This is a genomic window from Corallibacter sp., from assembly GCF_048381695.1.
GTDB lineage: Bacteria > Bacteroidota > Bacteroidia > Flavobacteriales > Flavobacteriaceae > Corallibacter > Corallibacter vietnamensis.
Genome location: NZ_JBLXHI010000002.1, coordinates 58,400 through 77,244, shown reverse-complemented (window position 1 = coordinate 77,244; position 18,845 = coordinate 58,400). Strand labels below are relative to the sequence as shown.

13 protein-coding genes are annotated in these 18,845 nt (G+C 33.8%); 8 read left to right on the top strand and 5 right to left on the bottom strand.

Features of this window, described 5'->3' with window-relative positions:
* Positions 1–2: 2 nt before the first annotated feature.
* From ACN5J3_RS04130 to ACN5J3_RS04115, 4 genes are all read right to left on the bottom strand, one after another.
* Positions 3–554: a sigma-70 family RNA polymerase sigma factor gene (locus ACN5J3_RS04130; protein WP_418510869.1), complete on the bottom strand. Its 552-nt coding sequence runs from the start codon at positions 552–554 to the stop codon at positions 3–5.
* A 40-nt stretch (positions 555–594) separates the two neighbouring features.
* Positions 595–2,631 carry a M3 family metallopeptidase gene (locus tag ACN5J3_RS04125; RefSeq protein ID WP_418510868.1) on the bottom strand — a complete coding sequence of 679 codons (2,037 nt, stop codon included), beginning with the start codon at positions 2,629–2,631 and terminating at the stop codon, positions 595–597.
* A gap of 204 nt (positions 2,632–2,835) precedes the next feature.
* Entirely contained in the window at positions 2,836–3,315 is a 480-nt protein-coding gene (gene purE, locus ACN5J3_RS04120) for a 5-(carboxyamino)imidazole ribonucleotide mutase (protein ID WP_418510867.1), read from the bottom strand.
* A 3-nt stretch (positions 3,316–3,318) separates the two neighbouring features.
* Positions 3,319–4,473 carry a 5-(carboxyamino)imidazole ribonucleotide synthase gene (locus ACN5J3_RS04115; RefSeq protein WP_418510866.1) on the bottom strand — a complete coding sequence of 385 codons (1,155 nt, stop codon included), beginning with the start codon at positions 4,471–4,473 and terminating at the stop codon, positions 3,319–3,321.
* A 160-nt stretch (positions 4,474–4,633) separates the two neighbouring features.
* Here ACN5J3_RS04115 and ACN5J3_RS04110 point away from each other — a divergent pair, with 160 nt between their 5' ends.
* From ACN5J3_RS04110 to ACN5J3_RS04085, 6 genes are all read left to right on the top strand, one after another.
* Positions 4,634–6,178 carry a choice-of-anchor J domain-containing protein gene (locus ACN5J3_RS04110; RefSeq protein ID WP_418510865.1) on the top strand — a complete coding sequence of 515 codons (1,545 nt, stop codon included), beginning with the start codon at positions 4,634–4,636 and terminating at the stop codon, positions 6,176–6,178.
* Between the two features lie 128 nt (positions 6,179–6,306).
* Positions 6,307–7,416 carry an adenylate kinase gene (locus tag ACN5J3_RS04105; RefSeq protein WP_418508396.1) on the top strand — a complete coding sequence of 370 codons (1,110 nt, stop codon included), beginning with the start codon at positions 6,307–6,309 and terminating at the stop codon, positions 7,414–7,416.
* Positions 7,417–7,464: 48 nt separating this feature from the next.
* The gene (gene obgE, locus ACN5J3_RS04100) at positions 7,465–8,475 is read left to right on the top strand and encodes a GTPase ObgE (protein ID WP_418510864.1); all 1,011 of its coding nucleotides are present in this window, start codon (positions 7,465–7,467) and stop codon (positions 8,473–8,475) included.
* A gap of 35 nt (positions 8,476–8,510) precedes the next feature.
* Positions 8,511–9,032 carry a DUF4136 domain-containing protein gene (locus tag ACN5J3_RS04095; RefSeq protein ID WP_418510863.1) on the top strand — a complete coding sequence of 174 codons (522 nt, stop codon included), beginning with the start codon at positions 8,511–8,513 and terminating at the stop codon, positions 9,030–9,032.
* A 92-nt stretch (positions 9,033–9,124) separates the two neighbouring features.
* Positions 9,125–9,679: a DUF664 domain-containing protein gene (locus ACN5J3_RS04090; protein ID WP_417290229.1), complete on the top strand. Its 555-nt coding sequence runs from the start codon at positions 9,125–9,127 to the stop codon at positions 9,677–9,679.
* Between the two features lie 6 nt (positions 9,680–9,685).
* Positions 9,686–10,408 (top strand): SDR family oxidoreductase, encoded by a 723-nt coding sequence (locus tag ACN5J3_RS04085; protein WP_418510862.1) that lies wholly within the window; start codon positions 9,686–9,688, stop codon positions 10,406–10,408.
* Positions 10,409–10,443: 35 nt separating this feature from the next.
* On the opposite strand, the gene ACN5J3_RS04080 is transcribed toward ACN5J3_RS04085, so the two are convergent.
* On the bottom strand, positions 10,444–16,575 hold the full coding sequence (locus tag ACN5J3_RS04080; RefSeq protein ID WP_418510861.1) for an alpha-2-macroglobulin family protein: 6,132 nt from the start codon (positions 16,573–16,575) through the stop codon (positions 10,444–10,446).
* Positions 16,576–16,701: 126 nt separating this feature from the next.
* On the opposite strand from ACN5J3_RS04080, the gene ACN5J3_RS04075 reads away from it, so the two are divergent.
* Positions 16,702–17,430, top strand: coding sequence for a tetratricopeptide repeat protein (locus ACN5J3_RS04075; protein ID WP_418510860.1), 729 nt, complete (start codon positions 16,702–16,704; stop codon positions 17,428–17,430).
* Between the two features lie 54 nt (positions 17,431–17,484).
* Positions 17,485–18,840 (top strand): UDP-N-acetylmuramate--L-alanine ligase, encoded by a 1,356-nt coding sequence (locus ACN5J3_RS04070; RefSeq protein WP_418510859.1) that lies wholly within the window; start codon positions 17,485–17,487, stop codon positions 18,838–18,840.
* Positions 18,841–18,845 lie beyond the last annotated feature (5 nt).

Genomic DNA, 18,845 nt, shown 5'->3' with positions numbered 1-18,845 from the left:
ACTTAAAACCAGTTTTTCTCCATACAATCAGCCATTGCACTTCTAGCTCTATGAACAATAACCCAAAGGTTAGACGCAGTGATATTTAGTTCATTACAAATAGTTTCGGTTTCTAAACCTTCAATAGTTTTCATTCTAAAAACTGTAGCTTGTTTTTCAGGAAGTTTGTCTAAACAATTAAAAATAGCATCACCAAGTTCGTCATTTTCTAAAGCGTCTTCGGCTGTTTTATCAAAAGGATCTGCAACACGTTCTTCAAGCCAATCGCCTTCGTTTTCATCAGAGTTATAAGAAATACGTACTTCGGCTTGTCCTTTTTTGGAGTTTATTTTACGATAGTAGTCTATGATTTTTCGCTTTAAAATAGCTATTAGCCAAGTGCGCTCACTAGCATCGCCTTTAAAGTTTTTCATAGATTTTAAAGCTGCAAAAAAAGTATCTTGTACTAAATCTTTAGCTATTTCTCTGTCATTTACGCGAGAGATGGTGTAATTAAATAGATAGTCAGAATATCTATCAATCCAAGTGTTGGGATTTAGTTCTTGTTTAGGCATGTTCTTTTTCAAGAATTTTTATCAAATGTAGACAAAAAAATTACTTCTCAATCAAACCAGCACGTTTTAGTAGTGCTTCTGGTTGAGGTTCTTTTCCTCTGAATCGTTTGTAAAGTGTCATAGGGTCTTCAGTTCCTCCTTGTGAAAGCACATTGTCCTTAAACTTCTGTGCAACATTTTTACTAAAAATACCCTCTTCCTTAAAAAACTCAAATGCATCAGCATCTAATACTTCAGCCCATTTGTAACTGTAATATCCAGATGAATATCCACCTTGGAAAATGTGAGAAAACGAGGTGCTCATACAATTTTCAGCAACATCAGGATAAAGTTTTGTATTCTCAAATGCTTTTTGTTCATGTGCTTTTACAGAAGTTATTGTTTCTGGAGCTTCATTAGCATGCCAACTCATATCCAGTAACCCAAAACTTAACTGACGCAAAGTTTGCATACCTTCATGAAATGTAGCTGAAGCTTTTATTTTTTCAATTAAATCCATTGGGATCACTTCTCCAGTTTCATAATGTGTTGCAAACAGCTCTAAAGCTTCTTTCTCGTAACACCAGTTTTCTAACACCTGGCTTGGTAATTCTACAAAGTCCCAAAACACACTTGTGCCAGACATACTTGGGTAGGTAGTGTTGGCTAATATACCATGTAAGGCGTGACCAAACTCGTGAAAAAGTGTGGTGACTTCATTGAAGGTTAGAAGTGAAGGTTTGGTTTTTGTAGGTTTGGTAAAGTTGCAAACTATAGAAATGTGTGGTCTGCTATTTTTGCCATTTTTCACATACTGTGGCTTGTAAACAGTCATCCACGCACCATTACGTTTTCCTGCTCTTGGGAAAAAGTCAGCGTAAAAAATCGAAATATAATTACCGTCGCTATCAGTCACTTTGTAAGTAAGCACATCGTCATGATATTTATCAATCGTGTTGATTTCTTCAAACTGTAAACCGTATAGTTTTTCAGCAATGGTAAACACTCCATTAATAACGTTTTCAAGTTTGAAATATGGTTTTAGCTTTTCGTCATCTAAATCGAATAGCTTTTGTTTTAATTTTTCAGAATAATAACCACCATCCCATTTTTGTAATTGCTCAATACCATCTAGTTCTTTGGCAAAATCGCTTAATGTTTTAAATTCACGTTCGGCAGCTGGTTTAGCCTTTTCTAATAAATCGTTTAAAAATGTGCTTACAGTTTCGGGGTTTTTTGCCATACGCTCTTCTAAAACAAAATGCGCATGCGTTTTGTATCCTAATAAGTTAGCACGTTGATGACGTAGTTTGGCAATTTTTAAAACAATGTCTTGATTGTCTAATGTATCATTGTTAAACCCTTTTGCTCCAAAAGCTAAAGCTAATTTCTTACGCAACCCACGATTTTTAGCATAGGTCATAAACGGAATGTAGCTTGGATATTGCAAGGTAATCATCCAGCCGTCTTTACCTTTTTGTTCAGCAGTTTGTTTAGCTTCTTCTTTAGCGCTTTCTGGTAAACCGTCTAAATCGGCTTCATTAGTAATGTGAAGCTCATATTTGTTGGTTTCAGCCAGTACGTTTTCGCCAAATTTTAGTTTTAGTTTACTTAATTCTTTATCAATGCCGCGAAGCTGTTGTTTTTTGTCTTCAGGTAAATTAGCTCCATTTCTGGAAAACCCTTTATATTTTTTATTAAGAAGTGTTAGCTGTTCGGTTGTTAAATCTAAATTGTCTTTAGCATCGTAAACGGCTTTAACACGTTTAAATAACGTTTCGTTTAAAGTAATATCATTACTGAATTCAGATAATAAAGGTGAAACTTCTTGAGCAATCTTTTGGATTTCGTCGTTGGTTTCAGCAGAATTTAAATTGAAGAAAATACTTGAGATTCTATCTAACTGCTCACCTGAAAAATCTAAAGCTTCAATAGTATTTTGAAATGTTGGTGCTTCCGGATTATTGGTTATGGCATCAATTTCTGCTTTTGCATCTTCAATGCCTTTTTTAATTGCAGGAAGAAAATCCTCGTTCTTTATTTTTGAAAACGGAGCAGTATGAAATTGAGTGTCAAAGGGTTTGTTTAAAATATTCATAGTTTTATTAGAATAAGATTGAAAATCAATGTGTTAATTTTCTTACTAAATGGTTTGTTTTGTGATAATTAACGTTATTTTAAGATAAAAATCTATTAAGTAATATTACTTTTGCGCTGATTTTTCATAAGAGTTAATAAGATAACTCTATAAAAATAGTTGATTAATAGCAAAAAAACCTTGACGTCCTGTCAAGGTTTTTTATTATAAGTCTTTTGCAGATTCTATTACCTTGGCTTTCAGGCCTTCTTTGTAAACCATTATTTTATCTAAAACGCACTTATCAGAACTTCCAATAATTTGAGCAGCTAAAATACCTGCGTTTTTAGCACCATTTAAAGCTACAGTTGCAACAGGAACGCCTCCAGGCATTTGAAGAATAGATAAAACAGAATCCCAACCATCAATAGAGTTGCTGCTTTTTACAGGAACACCAATAACAGGTAGCGGAGATAAAGAAGCTACCATACCAGGTAAGTGTGCTGCGCCACCAGCTCCAGCAATAATTACTGAAATGCCTCTTGTATGTGCGTTTTTACTGTAATCGAACAGTTTTTCAGGTGTGCGATGTGCAGAAACAATATCAACTTCTATTTCTATATCAAATCCTTTTAGTATGTCAATAGCGTCTTGCATAACAGGCAAATCGCTTTTACTTCCCATAATGATTCCTACTTTACTCATAGTTTATTTACTTATAACTTTAATGGTTTTCTTTACTTGTTCAGCTACACGTCTTGCTTCATTTATATCTTCATTAACAATGGTTACATGTCCCATTTTTCTAAATGGACGTGTTTGTTTTTTTCCGTATATATGAGGTGTAACACCTTCTAGTTTCATGATTTCAGCAATGTTTTCATATACAACATCTCCTGTATGACCTTCGGCTCCTACCAAATTAACCATAATTCCACCAACTTTACTATCAGTTTGTCCTAATGGTAAATTAAGAATAGCACGTAAGTGTTGTTCAAACTGTGAGGTGTAACTCGCTTCAATAGTTTGATGCCCCGAATTGTGAGGTCTTGGTGCTACTTCGTTAACCAAAATCTCATCGTTTTTAGTCTGAAACATTTCAACCGCCAAAAGTCCAACATGGTTAAATGCTTTTGAAACATTTAAAGCCACTTCACGAGCTTTTTGCGCAACAGTGTCATCAATTCGTGCAGGACAAATAACATATTCCACTTGGTTGGCTTCTGGATGAAATTCCATTTCAACTACTGGATACGTTTTGATATCACCATCAACATTTCTAGCCACAATAACTGCGAGTTCATTTTTAAACGGAATCATGTCTTCTGCAATACACTCAACATTTGGTAAGCCCTCTAAGTCCTCTATAGTCCTTACAACTTTTACACCATTACCATCATAACCAAACTGAGCGCTTTTCCATACAAAAGGGAGTTGTAAGCCTCCATTATTAATAGCTTCTTTAATTTCAGAAGTGTAAGCGAATCGAGTAAAATCGGCTGTAGGGATGTTATGGTCTTTGTAAAAGAGTTTTTGTGTTGCTTTATTTTGGATGGTTCTCAAAGTTTTTGAAGAAGGATATACTTTTACGCCTTCTTTTTCTAAAGCTTCAAGCGCATCAGTATTGACGTTTTCAATTTCAAAGGTTAAGACATCAACTTGTTTTCCAAAATTGTAAACGGCATCAAAATCCATTAAGTCTCCAAGTTGAAACTCATCGCATGCAATTTTACAAGGAGCTTCATTATTTGCATCAATAATTTTGGTGTGAATGTCAAATTTCCTAGTGTTGTAAAGTAGCATTTTACCTAGTTGTCCGCCACCTAAAATGCCTAATTTAAATTCTGAAGAGAAAAAATTCATAGTTTGATAAACTCTGGGATATATAAGCTTGATATTAGCTAATAATTTTAATAAATCACAAAGATAGCAGTAAGATGTTAAAAATAAAGTTAAAATGTATAGATTTTATGCGTAAATACCTTATGTTTATACAACTATTAATTTATTAACTATTTATATGATGAAAAAACTACTTTTAATTACATTTTTTGTTTTACCATTATTATCATTCTCTCAATTTGTCGAGAGCTTTGAAGGTAGTACAGAAATTCCAGCGGGATGGACCGTTATAGATCAAGGAGATGCAGGTACTACATGGGAGATTGTAGACTTGTCTGCATCTGAACTTACTGCGCAAACAGGTGTAAATATAGTCTCTATTTTATATAGTGCTACTGCTCATGATGATTATTTGATAACGCCTTCGGTATCTGTACAAGCAGGTGTTTCAGACTTTTTAAGTTTTTGGGCAAGAAGCCGCGATCCTAATTACCCAGAAACGATAAGTTTAAGAGTTTCTACTACTGGAACGGCGGCGAGTGATTTTACTGAAACACTAGAAGCCAATGTAGCCCCTGCTAGTGGTCCTGATTTTGTTAAGTATCAGTATGAATTAACAGATTATGTAGGGCAAACTATTTATATAGCATTTTATTCTTCTACTACAGATATGTTTGCTTTTGATTTAGATGAGATTGAGGTTAGAGCTATACCAACTTGTTATGAACCAACAGCTGCAGCTGTTGATAATCTAACTACGACAACAGCCGCAATTTCTTGGACAGGAGAATTAGGTAATTATGAGGTAGAGTATGGAGCTCCAGGATTTACTGCAGGTTCAGGTACGCCAGCACCAGCTGTTATGAATGCAACATCTACAACATTGTCGGGCTTAAGTTCAGGAACAATGTATGAGTATTATGTTAGACAAGATTGTGGTAGCTCTGATTACAGTAATTGGTTTGGCCCAATAGCGTTTACAACATTATGTGAGGCAGAAACAACATTCCCGGTGCAAGAAGGCTTTGAAAGTGGTTCTATGCCTGTTTGCTGGGAGAATGAAGATGTTTCTGGAGGTGAATCATGGACATTTGTGTCGCAAAATGGAAATGGATCTATTACACCAAGAACAGGTACTACTATGGCTGAATTTAGAACAGGTGCTTACGGGGATGCTGCTAAATTAGTATCTTTACCTTTAGACCTTTCAGGTGCTACAAGCCCAGAGTTAGACTTTTATTATGCAAACATAAACTGGTTTGATGATATAGATGAGTTAAGAGTGTATTACAAAACAGATGCTAATGCTGCTTGGACACAAATAGGAGAAGATTACACAGAAGAGCAAACTGATTGGACTAATGTGGTTTTAGCTTTACCAAACCCATCTGCTACCTACTACATTGCTTTTGAGGCAACTTCAAACTGGGCAAGAGGAATGAATATTGATGATGTAACAGTGAGATTAGAATCACTTTCAGTTGATAGCTTTGATAAAACACAATTATCAATCTATCCAAACCCAGTGAAAAACACACTTAATGTTTCTTATTCTTCACAAATATCTTCAATTGTAGTTTATGATTTATTAGGAAAAGTTGTTTTACAAAGTACACCACAATCTACATCAACAAAATTAGATATGAGTGCTTTAGCAACAGGTAGCTATATAGCGAAAATAAATAGCGGAACTAATACGCATACAATTAAAGTTTTAAAGGAATAAATAGAATTTTAATAACTTATAAAAAGGCGGCTAATTATAGCTGCCTTTTTTAATTTTAAGTATATTGTTTAGAATTCGCAAAACGTTAATCAAATGATTATCTTTGCATTTCTAAAATTAAAAAACACGTGGTAAAACTACACGATTTACATTTTAAGCCATTTATTTCTGAAGACAAAGTTCAGGAGACTGTACAGCGTATGGTTAATGAAATAGCCCATGATTTAGGTGATGAAGTGCCTGTATTTATAGGCATCTTAAATGGGTCGTTTATGTTTGTAAGTGATTTTGTGAAAAAATACCCTAAACCTTGTGAGGTTACCTTTATAAAACTAGCGTCTTATGAAGGTTTGAAATCTACAGACGATATTCAGCGTCTAGTAGGTTTAACGCAAGACTTAACAGGTAGAACGGTTGTGATTTTAGAAGACATTATAGACTCTGGTAAAACACTAGCTGAAGTTCATAGAATTTTCAAAAACGAAAAGGTAAAAGAACTTAAAATAGCGACCTTATTTTACAAACCAGAAGCATACAAGAAAGATTTTAAACTACATTACGTTGGTATAGAAATTCCTAATAAATTTATAGTGGGTTACGGACTTGACTATGACGGATTAGGTAGAGACTTACCAGCAATATATCAATTAAAAACTACACAACACATGACTAATTTTGTCCTATTTGGACCTCCAGGAGCAGGAAAAGGCACACAAGCCGAATTTTTAAAAGAAAAATACAGTTTAGTACACATTTCAACAGGTGATGTATTTAGATTTAATATTAAAAATGAGACCGCTCTTGGTATGTTAGCAAAATCATACATGGATAAAGGAGAATTAGTTCCTGACCAAGTAACGATTGATATGCTAAATGCTGAAGTAGAAAAAAATGCAGATGCTAAAGGGTTTATTTTTGATGGCTTTCCGCGTACCAATGCCCAAGCTGAAGCGTTAGATAAATTAATGGATGAAAAAGATTCTCAAATCAATGCTATGATAGCACTTGAAGTTGATGATGAAGTTTTAGTGCAACGTTTATTAGAGCGTGGTAAAACAAGTGGAAGAGCTGATGATGCTGATGAAAGCATCATTAGAAACCGTATTAAAGAGTATTATAAAAAAACAGCCATACTTAAAGACTATTATTCAGCACAAGACAAATACTATGGTGTAGATGGTGTTGGTAGTATTGAAGATATCACAGCGCGTTTGAGTAATGTTATAGAATCATTATAATACTTACAATATATAATTAAATAATATCCGCTACTGCGGAAAGGGAATATGACTGAAGGGAATTTTGTTGATTACGTAAAGTTACATGTAGCCTCTGGAAACGGAGGTAAAGGATCTGCACATTTACACCGTGAAAAGTATATAGAAAAAGGAGGCCCAGATGGTGGTGATGGTGGTCGTGGTGGACATGTAATCATAAGAGGTAATGCTAACCTTTGGACATTATATACCTATAAGTTTAAAAGACACTTTAAAGCTGGTCATGGCGAGCATGGTAGTAAGCAACGTAGTACAGGTGCAGATGGAGCAGATATATACATGGATGTTCCTTTAGGTACTGTTGTAAGAGATAAAGAAACCAATGAAATCCTTTTTGAGATTACCGAAAATGGTGAAGAAAAAACCATTGCCAAAGGTGGAATGGGTGGTCGTGGAAACTGGCATTTTAAAAGTTCAACAAATCAAACACCGCGATATGCGCAACCAGGTATTCCCGGAGAAGAGCGTGACATTATTCTAGAATTAAAAATATTAGCAGACGTAGGTTTAGTAGGTTTTCCTAATGCAGGAAAATCTACATTACTGTCTGTTGTAACAGCAGCAAAGCCTAAAATTGCAGATTATGAATTTACAACCCTAAAACCTAATTTAGGTATTGTAGAGTATAGAGATCATCAATCATTTGTAATTGCAGATATACCTGGAATTATAGAAGGTGCTGCAGAAGGGCGCGGACTAGGACATTACTTTTTACGTCACATAGAGCGCAACTCGGTATTGCTGTTTTTAATCCCGGCTGATGCTGATGATATTAAAAAGCAATATGATATTTTACTAGATGAGTTAAAACGCTACAACCCTGAAATTTTAGATAAAGAGCGTTTTGTTGCTATCTCAAAAAGTGATATGCTAGATGATGAATTAAAGGCAGAACTTAAAGAAGAGTTAGATAATGAACTCCCAGTAGACTACATGTTTATGTCTTCAGTAGCGCAACAAGGACTTCAAGAGCTCAAAGATACTTTGTGGAAGATGTTAAATGCCGATCCAACAAAGTAAGGTATATCCTAATTTCGTAACTTTAAAATAAAAAAGTGATACGATTTTCCTCTTTATTTGTCTTATTAATAATTGTTTCCTGTGCTCCAATATATGTTAATCATGATTATGAAAAGGGCACAGATTTTTCAAAATACAAGACCTATAATTATTATGATAATATCAATACAGGTTTAAGTGATTTTGATGCCAAACGCTTATTTTCTGCTTTAGATGAAGCTCTGCAAACTAAAGGATTTCAAATGTCAACTTCTCCTGATTTTTATATAGATATTAAAAGTTCAGAACGCCAATCAGTAAAAAGAAATAGTGTTGGCGTAGGTGTAGGCGGCAGTGGGTCTCATGTTGGAGGTGGCATTTCAGTAGGAATTCCTATAGGGCAACCTAATATAGACCGAAAAATACAATTTGATTTTGTTGATGAAAACGGTGTTGGTTTGTTTTGGCAAGCTATTAGCGAGAGTACATTTAAACCTAATGACGACCCTGAAAGTAAAGAAATGACCTTTAAAGCTATTGTTGATAAGGTGCTTAAAAAGTTCCCACCAAACCAATAAAGTTTTCTTAATATGCGTTAAGCTACTGTTAATCACTTCTTATCTAGATATCGGTTTTTTATATTCGTGCTAACTAATACAAACCAATCAAAATGAAACGAACATTATCTATTTTAGCAGTATTATTACTCATTTGTTTTCAATCTCAAGCACAATACGAAATTAAATCGTCAAAGAAATACTCTCATGATATTGGGAATATGGTTTCTATGTTAGATGACCTTAAAGGGCGTGTTGAAAGGATTGTTAAAGATCTAAACCAAGAGCAAACAGATTTTTTAATTGATAAAGATGCAAATAGTATTGGAGCAATCATTTACCATTTAGCCGCTACTGAAGCCTACTATCAAGTTTACACCTTTGAAAAAAGACAATTTAATAAAGAAGAGGAAAGTAAATGGAGTGTTGCTCTAGGACTAGGAGATAAGGGTCGTGAAGAATTACAAGGAAAACCAATTCAGTATTATTTAGATATTTACAATGAGGTTAGAGAAAAAACAAAAGAACTACTAAAAACAAAAGACGATAAATGGTTCTCAAAAAAGAATGGAGCTATGACCAATCACTGGGCATGGTTTCATGTTATGGAGCACCAAGCAAATCATATGGGGCAATTAGCCTTTTTAACAAAACGATTACCAAAATAAAAAATTATGAATTTAAAAAACAAAGTAGCATTAATAACAGGTGGCAGTAAAGGTATTGGCTTTGGTGTGGCTCAAAGCTTATTACAACAAGGTATTCATGTAGCTATAACAAGTAGATCAAGTGCTTCGGCAAGTGAAGCTGCAGGGTTATTAAACGCTAGTAATACAACAGACGCAAAAGCTATAGGTATAGAAGCCGATGTGCGAAATTTTGAAAGTCAAACAAACGCTGTAAAACAGATTATAGATACTTTAGGTAGTCTTGATATTGTTGTTGCAAATGCTGGATTAGGACATTTTGCAAGTATTGAAGATATTACGTTACAGCAATGGCAAGATACTATTGATACTAACCTTACAGGTGCTTTTTATTCAATAAAAGCAAGTGTAGATGCACTTAAAGCATCTAAAGGATATTACATTACCATTTCAAGTCTAGCAGGAACCAATTTCTTTGCAAATGGTTCTGCTTATAATGCCAGTAAGTTTGGTGTTACAGGTTTTACACAAGCGGTTATGTTAGATTTGCGTAAGTATGGTATTAAAGTAAGTACCATTATGCCTGGATCAGTATCTACACATTTTAATGGTAATGAACCTGATGCTTCTGATGCTTGGAAAATTCAAAGTGAAGATATTGGAGAATTGGTTGTTGATTTATTAAAAATGAATCCAAGAACCTTACCTAGTAAAATAGAGGTTAGGCCAACAACGCCACCAAGTAAATAATAAAAAAGGCTTCAAATTTTTGAAGCCTTTTTTATTTAATTATTAACTGAAATTCTCACGCCTTCACTATGGCTACTAAACTCTGGTGCATACATACTTTGAATGGTTGTAATGCCATTACTCATATCTCCAGAATTGTTTACACGTAAGTCGTATTCAAACACATAAATTCCTTTTGGTAAATAATCAAAGAAGAAATTGGTGCTTGCATCTTTAGTTGCTTCATAGTAACCTAATCCATCTTGCCATTTGTATTGCGACATTACATTAACAGGTTCTAGTCCTGCTGCTCGCATATCTTTCATGTGAACAAATTCCATAGCACGATCACTACGTAATTCTATACGTACACGAACCAAATCACCAACCTCTAAATGAGTTTCAGAAGTAATTTCTGTAAGCTCTTCACCAGTATCAGTATTATTCTTTTTAAATAATTTCTTCTGAAGTTTTAAAGGTGTTTCAGCGGAAGTAATCTTATCTAAATCTTCAAAATATTGCCAATATAAACTTCCCCAAGCAATGCCATTACCTTTTTTGGTGAGTTTTACTTCTGCCATTTCAGGTTTAATTTCGGTAGAGTTCCAAGATGTTTTATAATAACCAGTTCCTGCTTCAACTTTTACAGTTTCTAATTTTGAAGGTTCAACAGGCTCATTACCTAAAACAACATCAACCATTTCGGTAACGCTTAACCAATCGCTGCCTTGTAATAGCAATGCGTAAACTGCTTCGGTAGTTGCTTTTGTGGTTTTCCACTGATTGGTTTGCTTGTTTTTAAGTAACCATATTTTTAGGTTGTCTACAGTTTTAGTGTCATTTTCAATTTCTGAAAACGCTTCAATCAGCAACGCTTGTGTTTCAATAGGTGCTTGATACCAATACCAAGAGCTTGTGTTTTCTTTCCAATACATACCTAATTCTTCTGAAGTAATACTGTTTTCTTTCAATGACTTTAAGATTTTAGAAGCTGTTTTGTTATCTTCCATTCTGTGTGTAATTAAAGCCATTAATCCTTTAGCATACAACGAACGTGACAACCAATATTTTTGTATTTGTGTGTAGTAATATTTGGTAATGTCTTCAACTTCTTTTGATGTTTTAATTTCAGGGAAAAAGCTTCGCATGTACAAATAATGCAATTGTGTATAGCTCAAATGGTCTTTGTCTAAATCTACTTTGCTGTTGTATTTTTTAAGGTCTTTATACTCTTTTACAAATTCAGCATCTAGATATTCTATAGCATGTTCTATCATAGATTGCTCTTCAAAACCAGAGGTTACATTTAAGTGTTTTAAATGTCCAAAACCAGTAATAATATGCTGCGTAATGTAACGGTTTTCGCGTCCGCCTTTAAACCAAGACCAAGCACCATTGCTCATTTGGTTTTGTTGTAGTTTACGTAATGCAGATTGTAATTCGTTGTTCATTTTATTCATGTCAAACAACAAAGCGATACGTTTCTTTTGTTCGGTTTCACTTTGTGCATCGCGTAACCATGGCGTTTCTTGAATAAGAATAGATTTTAATTCTTCATTTTTTTCAAGATTGCTGATTAATGCATCTGTGTTTTTCCACTGATTGAAAACCTCTTGTATTCTAGGATTGCTGTTTGCAATATGACTTGCCAACGCATTTGCGTAGTAACGACTAAAGGTTTGCTCATTACAATCATACGGATATTCCATAAGGTAAGGCAATGCTTGAACAGCATACCACGCAGGATTAGAGGTCATCTCTAAAGTAAGCTTATGATGTTTTAAGGATGTAGATGCGTTGTTTTTAAGCTTGTCTAAAGTAAACGTTCTGGTTTCGTTACTTTTTATCCACATCGGTAATGTTTCGGTGACTAACATTCTGTTGGATAGTACAGGTAATGCACTTTGTTCACCATCACTAAAATCATCAGATTTTGCTACAATTTTATATTGAACAGCACTTACATTATCAGGAATTTTTAGCGTCCATGACACTTGAGTATTACCTTTTGCGTCCACTGAAAAGGTTTTAACTATGTTGGAACTGATAAGATCTTGATTAATATCCTTTCCTGAAATAGCATCTGTTAACTCTAATTTAGCTTGTCCTGAAAGCGCTTTTTCAGTAAGATTAGCAATTTTAGTGCTAATGGTAATAACATCACCTTGACGTAAAAAGCGAGGTGCATTTGGTAACACCATTAATTCTTTTTGAGTTACGGTTTCAAAACTGCTTACAGTACTATGTAGCGTTTTTGTATGTGCTAAAAGCTGCAATTTCCATTTGGTTAAGGCTTCAGGTGTTGTGAAATTAAAACTCACGTTTCCGTTTTCATCGGTTTGTAACTGCGGAAAGAAAAATGCGGTTTCTTGAAGGTTTTTGCGGATTTTAATATTGTCAAATCTTGAACTATTAAATGCTAATGCTTTTTCAGTATTCTGATGATACGATAGAGAATCACCATTTCTGTAGCCTCTAATTCTAACTTTGTTAGCCTGAAAATAGTATTCTGGGTTTTCTATATCATCAGCAGTTGTAAATTGTCCTTGATGTTCAAAGCTAACACTTTCTTTTTCCTTTTTTACACCAAGTGCAGTGACTACGACTTCATCAAGCTCTGCTTCAGATTCCTCTGCGATTAGTCTTTTAGTATGAATATTTCCACGATAATAATTAAAATTATTCAAGTTACTTAAACTTAACCCAAACCAATTTAATTGATCATAAGATTGATGAGGATATTGAATAAATGTTTGGTTTAGGTTTTGTATTCTAAATCTGCGTGTACCAAAGCTGTAAGCAGCATTTCTTCTATTGTAGCTAGAGTAAGTAGTTTTGTGTATTGGGTTGAAACTCCAATTATGTGGTTTAAATTGGTCTAAAGATGCATCATACATACTTGCTAATAGTTCGGCAGACACTTGTTCACCTTTTGGACCTTTTATTTTAAAACTCCAAGTTTCATCTTTTCCTGTTTGTAATTTGTCTCTAAATGTGGTGGTTTCAATCTCTAAATCTGTTTTAGGGTATGGTACTAAAATGATCTCTGATCCTGATTGATGGCTATTAGCAAAAGCAAAACTATAGTGCACAGCAAAACCTCCTATGTCGTCTTTTGTGACTGGAATTTTAATAGTTTTTTTGTTGTTATTAAGGTCAACTATATACGTGTTTATAGTTTCATGATTTTTTTCAACATCAAGTGTTACAGTTATATTTTCTGCTGATGAACCTATGGTTATTTCAGCCATATCATTTACATCATAACTTGTTTTATTGGTTGTGATGCTGAATAATTGATTATCGGCAAGAGTATTGTCTTTATCACTGTAAAGCGTTGTTTTTGCTTCAGCTTTTACATCTTGTTTAAAGGAATCTTTACTTTCTAAAACAATAATGTATTGTCCAGATTGCCATTTTTTTATGTTGTCTAAAGCAACTGTTTTAGATGTTTTAGTATCAAAGTGTTTTTCAAAAACTAAAAGCCCTTTTTTCCAGTTGTCAGGATTGTCCTCATCTTGATAAGCATCATGTGGGAATTGATTTTTAAACGCTGTTTCTGAAAGCAAAAGGTAGTCTGGTGCTTCCCATGGTCTGTCACGTAATACATATTTTGGAGCTTGTAGTTTATAAATTTTTATAGTACCACTAGCAGGAACAAATTCGCCGTTAAGGTTTTGTGTGTTAATTTCTAACGTATGATTTTTATTTGTTTTGTCTAATAGATTTGCTACTGAAACAGTAGCTGTCATAGAATGATAGCCAACGTTTACTATTGTTGTAGCACTTCGTGTTTCGCCATTTAAATCGGTAACATCAGCGGTGATTTCATAATTGAAAATAGGCTGTGAGTTTTTATCTACACTTAAGTCAGGAATAGCTTTAAAAGTGATTTCAAATGCGCCTTTATCATCTGTTGTTGTTTCGCCGTGACTAATTTCTTGTGATTCGCTAAAAAAAGCAGGGCGAGACCAATAGTACCAACTAGGATATTGTACTTTTCTGTGTACACGATATACTACTTTAGCATCTGTTATATTGCTGCCTGCGTAGGCTAAAGCAGTTCCTTTTACCTTAATAGAATCGTTTATTTTAAAAGTTTCTGTAATAGGAGCAAAGTTGGTTTCAAATTTAGGGCGTTTGTATTCTTCAACCGAAATAGAACTTGAAGCATGAATTGTTTTATTGTCAGCTTTTAAATCGAGCGTATAATATCCTGTAAGTCCGTTATTAGGCAATATAAATTCTCCAGAAATAGAGCCAAATTCATTGGTTTTAAATTTCAGTTCTTTTACAATTTCATAGTTGCCATCATATAGAGTAACACTTAAATTTTCATTAGCTAAAACTTCAGATGTATCATGATCAGTTTTCATGGCAATGCCCTTAAAGTAGACTGTTTGTCCAGGACGATAAATACTTCTGTCAGTAAAAATAAAGCCATTGTACGTTGTGTTTTCTTCTTGTGTAATGTGTGATTGATTTATGTAATAATCACCAAAATAGGCTTTATCATTTTTTGTGGTGGCTTCAATTTTTACTTGTGTCCAATTAAAACCATCTTTTATAATTTCAATTAACCCTTTAGAATTTGAAGTTAAATTTTTACTCTGTAAACGTCCATTGTAGTTCTTTTTGTAAGTGATTTTTACATCAATATCCTCAATAGGTTTTCCTGTATTTCTATTAACAAATTGATAGGCTTGCTTATTGTTTTCTGTCTTATCAATAGCCGCGATATTGGTAACTTGTATGGTTTGAGTAGCAAAGGTATTGTTGCCTAAAACAGATGCAACAATTAGGTAACGACCATTTTCTAATGCAGGCATGATTACTTCTGTGCTATGATTTTGGTAGTCGCCTTCGTTTTTTAATGTTGTTTCCCAAGTTTTTGATGCAGTAAGTTTTTTTATAAAGGCCAATTGTTCATCTTCACGATAGGTTTTATTAAATAAGGCAAATTGCTTTTCATTAAGTTTATAAACATCAAATTTTAAGTTGTTTATATTTCTGTAAGAAACAAGTAATCTAGAAGCTTCTTGAATTGGTAAAAAGCTTTCTGTTTGAATTTGAATATTTTGTTTTAAGATACTTTTTTTAAGAGCGTCACATTTATCTGCGGCAATGCTTTTAGGAAAAGTAGTTATAACCGATTGGCAAATATTATAAGCATCTTTAACTTTCCATTGAGCTGATTCATTTGTTTTAGGATCATATTTGCTGCCTTGTTGATGCCACAATTTTGCTAATTCAAAACTGTATAATCCGGAAACTGCTTTTGAGTTGTAAAAATCTTTAGATGATTTTAGTGTTGCTTCTAGCTTGGTTTCTTTGCTAGAAAAAGTAGCATGTTCTGCTACAAAATTTAATCGTTCTATATCTACATCAACCAAAGCTTCTGGTGACTTATCTTTTAAATGAAATTGAATTAAATCTTGAAATATTTTTAAAGCTTGTAATTGTAGAGATGTTGTGTCTTTAGATATTATTTCAAGGCGAGAAAATGTTTTTACATCGCTTAAATATTTAGGGTTGTCAATTTCAAATTTGTAAGCAGGTTTGGTAATGCTGTTTTCGTTGGTTTTGTAAAAATCTAAAGCATTATGCGCTAACAAATCAAATAATGTAGGTCTAAATGTTTTAGAGTTTTTTTGAAGAATTAATAATTCATCATAAGTTTCTAATGATGTTTGTTGTAGAATAAGTCCGTTTTGTAGCGCATTATTATGGTGTTTTTTAATTTCAGAAAATAGGGTTTCTAAATCCCAAGTTCTAAAGTCGGTTTCATTTACTTTATCAACGGTTTTTGTACGGTTGTAAAATTTCCATCGATTTTGCTGAAAATATTGCCAGTATAAGTCGGCAAGCATGCTTTCTAATACATTTTTTGTAGGTGTTTCGCTCTGCGATATTTCAACTTTAAAGTCGTTTATAATGGTAAGCTGTGCATCTTCTTCTAGAATTAATGCGTATTTACTTTTATGTAATAGCGCTTTTATAATTTGTGGTTTATTGTTCGTTTTTTTAGCTTTTTCAGAGATTTGTTCAACAATTTTTAATGCAGATTTAGGTAACCCTTCTGCATCAAAAGCTTCGACTTGTTTCCAAAGTGATTCAAAATTGTTGTTTTGAGCTTGAGAGACGTTTGCAAAAAGAATTATGGTAAAGAATATGGTAAGGTGTTTCATATGTTTGTTTTTCTACAAGGTTACTTTCAAAAGGTATACCAAAAAAGAACTAATTAGTAAAAGGCACGTTTGCTTTAGTGAAGTTAGTTGTTTTTTAAGTTATTAAGAAAAGTTACTTTTGTTTTTATGAGACTGTTTTTTATACTATTTATACTGCCAGTTTTATTATCGGCCCAATCTACGGTAGCTGATGTTGTTTTATTGATTGAAAATAAAAAATTTGAAGAAGCTGAAACGTTAACAAAGCGTTATTTAACAGAGTTCCCCAATAATCAAGAAGGTTTAGAATTATTGGGCGATGTATTTGCTTATCAAGAAAAATGGGATGATGCAGTTTTGCAATACAAAAAACTAACCTCTTTAAACCCTCAAAAAGCAAATTATCATTACAAGTACGGAGGTGCTTTAAGTATGAAAGCAATAAATGCGAATGTTTTTGTAGCTACTACATATGTTTCAGATATAAAAAATGCTTTTTTAGAAGCATCGCAATTAGACGAGAGTCACATAGATACACGTTGGGCATTGGTAAAACTTTATATAGAGTTGCCTTTTGTTTTAGGAGGAAGTAAAAAACAAGCCATGCATTATGCCCAGCAGTTAGAAGTAATATCTAAAGTAGATGGTTATTTGGCAAAAGGCTTTGTTTATAATGAAACAGATGATAAAATAAATGCCGAAAAATTTTATAAAAAAGCATTAGCGGTTGGAGGATCAAAAACGTGTTATAAAGAATTATCTAATTTTTATTTAAAACACAACGAACAAGAAAAAGCATTGCATATTTTGAAGCAAGCCTACGATAAATTTAAAGATGTAAAGTTTAAAGAAAAAATAGAAGAGATTACAAGATAATACCATAAAAATACGTAGGAAAACCAGTATATTTGAACCCTACAAAATCATATTATGAACGTACATTTTATAGCTATAGGTGGTGCAGCAATGCACAATTTGGCCATTGCATTACATAACAAAGGTTATCAAGTAACAGGAAGCGACGATACTATTTTTGACCCTTCAAAAACTCGTTTGGAAAACAAAGGTTTGTTACCAGAAGCTTTTGGTTGGTTTCCTGAAAAAATCACAGCAGATTTAGATGCAGTCGTTTTAGGTATGCATGCCAAAGCTGATAATCCGGAGTTGCTTAAAGCTCAAGAATTAGGCTTGAAAATTTATAGTTATCCAGAGTTTTTGTACGAACAGTCAAAAGAAAAAACACGTGTTGTTATTGGTGGAAGTCATGGTAAAACCACTATTACGTCTATGATTTTACACGTGATGCATTATCACGATCGTGATGTCGACTATATGGTTGGTGCTCAACTTGAAGGGTTTGATGTTATGGTAAAACTCACAGATGACAACGATTTTATCGTGTTAGAAGGTGATGAATATTTAAGTTCACCAATAGACAGACGACCAAAGTTTCACTTATACAAACCTAACATTGCCTTGTTAAGTGGTATTGCTTGGGATCATATTAATGTATTTCCAACCTATGAAAACTATGTAGAGCAGTTCAGCATTTTTGTTGATAGTATTGTTCGCGGTGGAAGTGTGACATATAATGCTGAAGATCCTGAAGTTGCTAGAGTAGTAGAAGCTAGTGAAAATACCATACGTAAGCTACCATATTACACACCAGAATATACGGTTGAAGATGGAGAAACCCTATTAGAAACTCCAGAAGGTCCATTGCCAATAGAAGTATTTGGAAAGCACAACCTTAATAATCTCGCTGGTGCCAAATGGATTTGCCAACACATGGGGATTGACGAAGACGATTTTTACGAAGCTATTGCAACCTTTAAAGGAGCGAGCAAACGATTGGAGAAAATAGCTGAAAGCGCAACCAGTGTTGCTTACAAAGATTTTGCGCACTCGCCAAGTAAGGTAGAAGCCACTACAAAAGCGGTTAAAGAGCAGTACAAAAACAGAACGCTAGTTGCGTGTTTAGAACTGCATACCTATTCTAGTTTAAACGCTGAATTTTTAAAAGAATACAAAGGCGCTTTAGATGCTGCTGATGTTGCAGTAGTGTTTTATAGTCCGCATGCAGTGGAAATTAAAAAGCTAGATGCAGTAACACACGAGCAAATTGCCAAAGCGTTTGAGCGTGATGACTTGATTATTTATACCAATCCTGACGATTTTAAAAACTACTTGTTCTCTCAAGATTTTAAAGACAAAGCCTTGTTGCTTATGAGTTCTGGAAATTATGGCGGATTGGATTTTGATGAGGTAAAAGGATTGATTGGGTAGTTTGT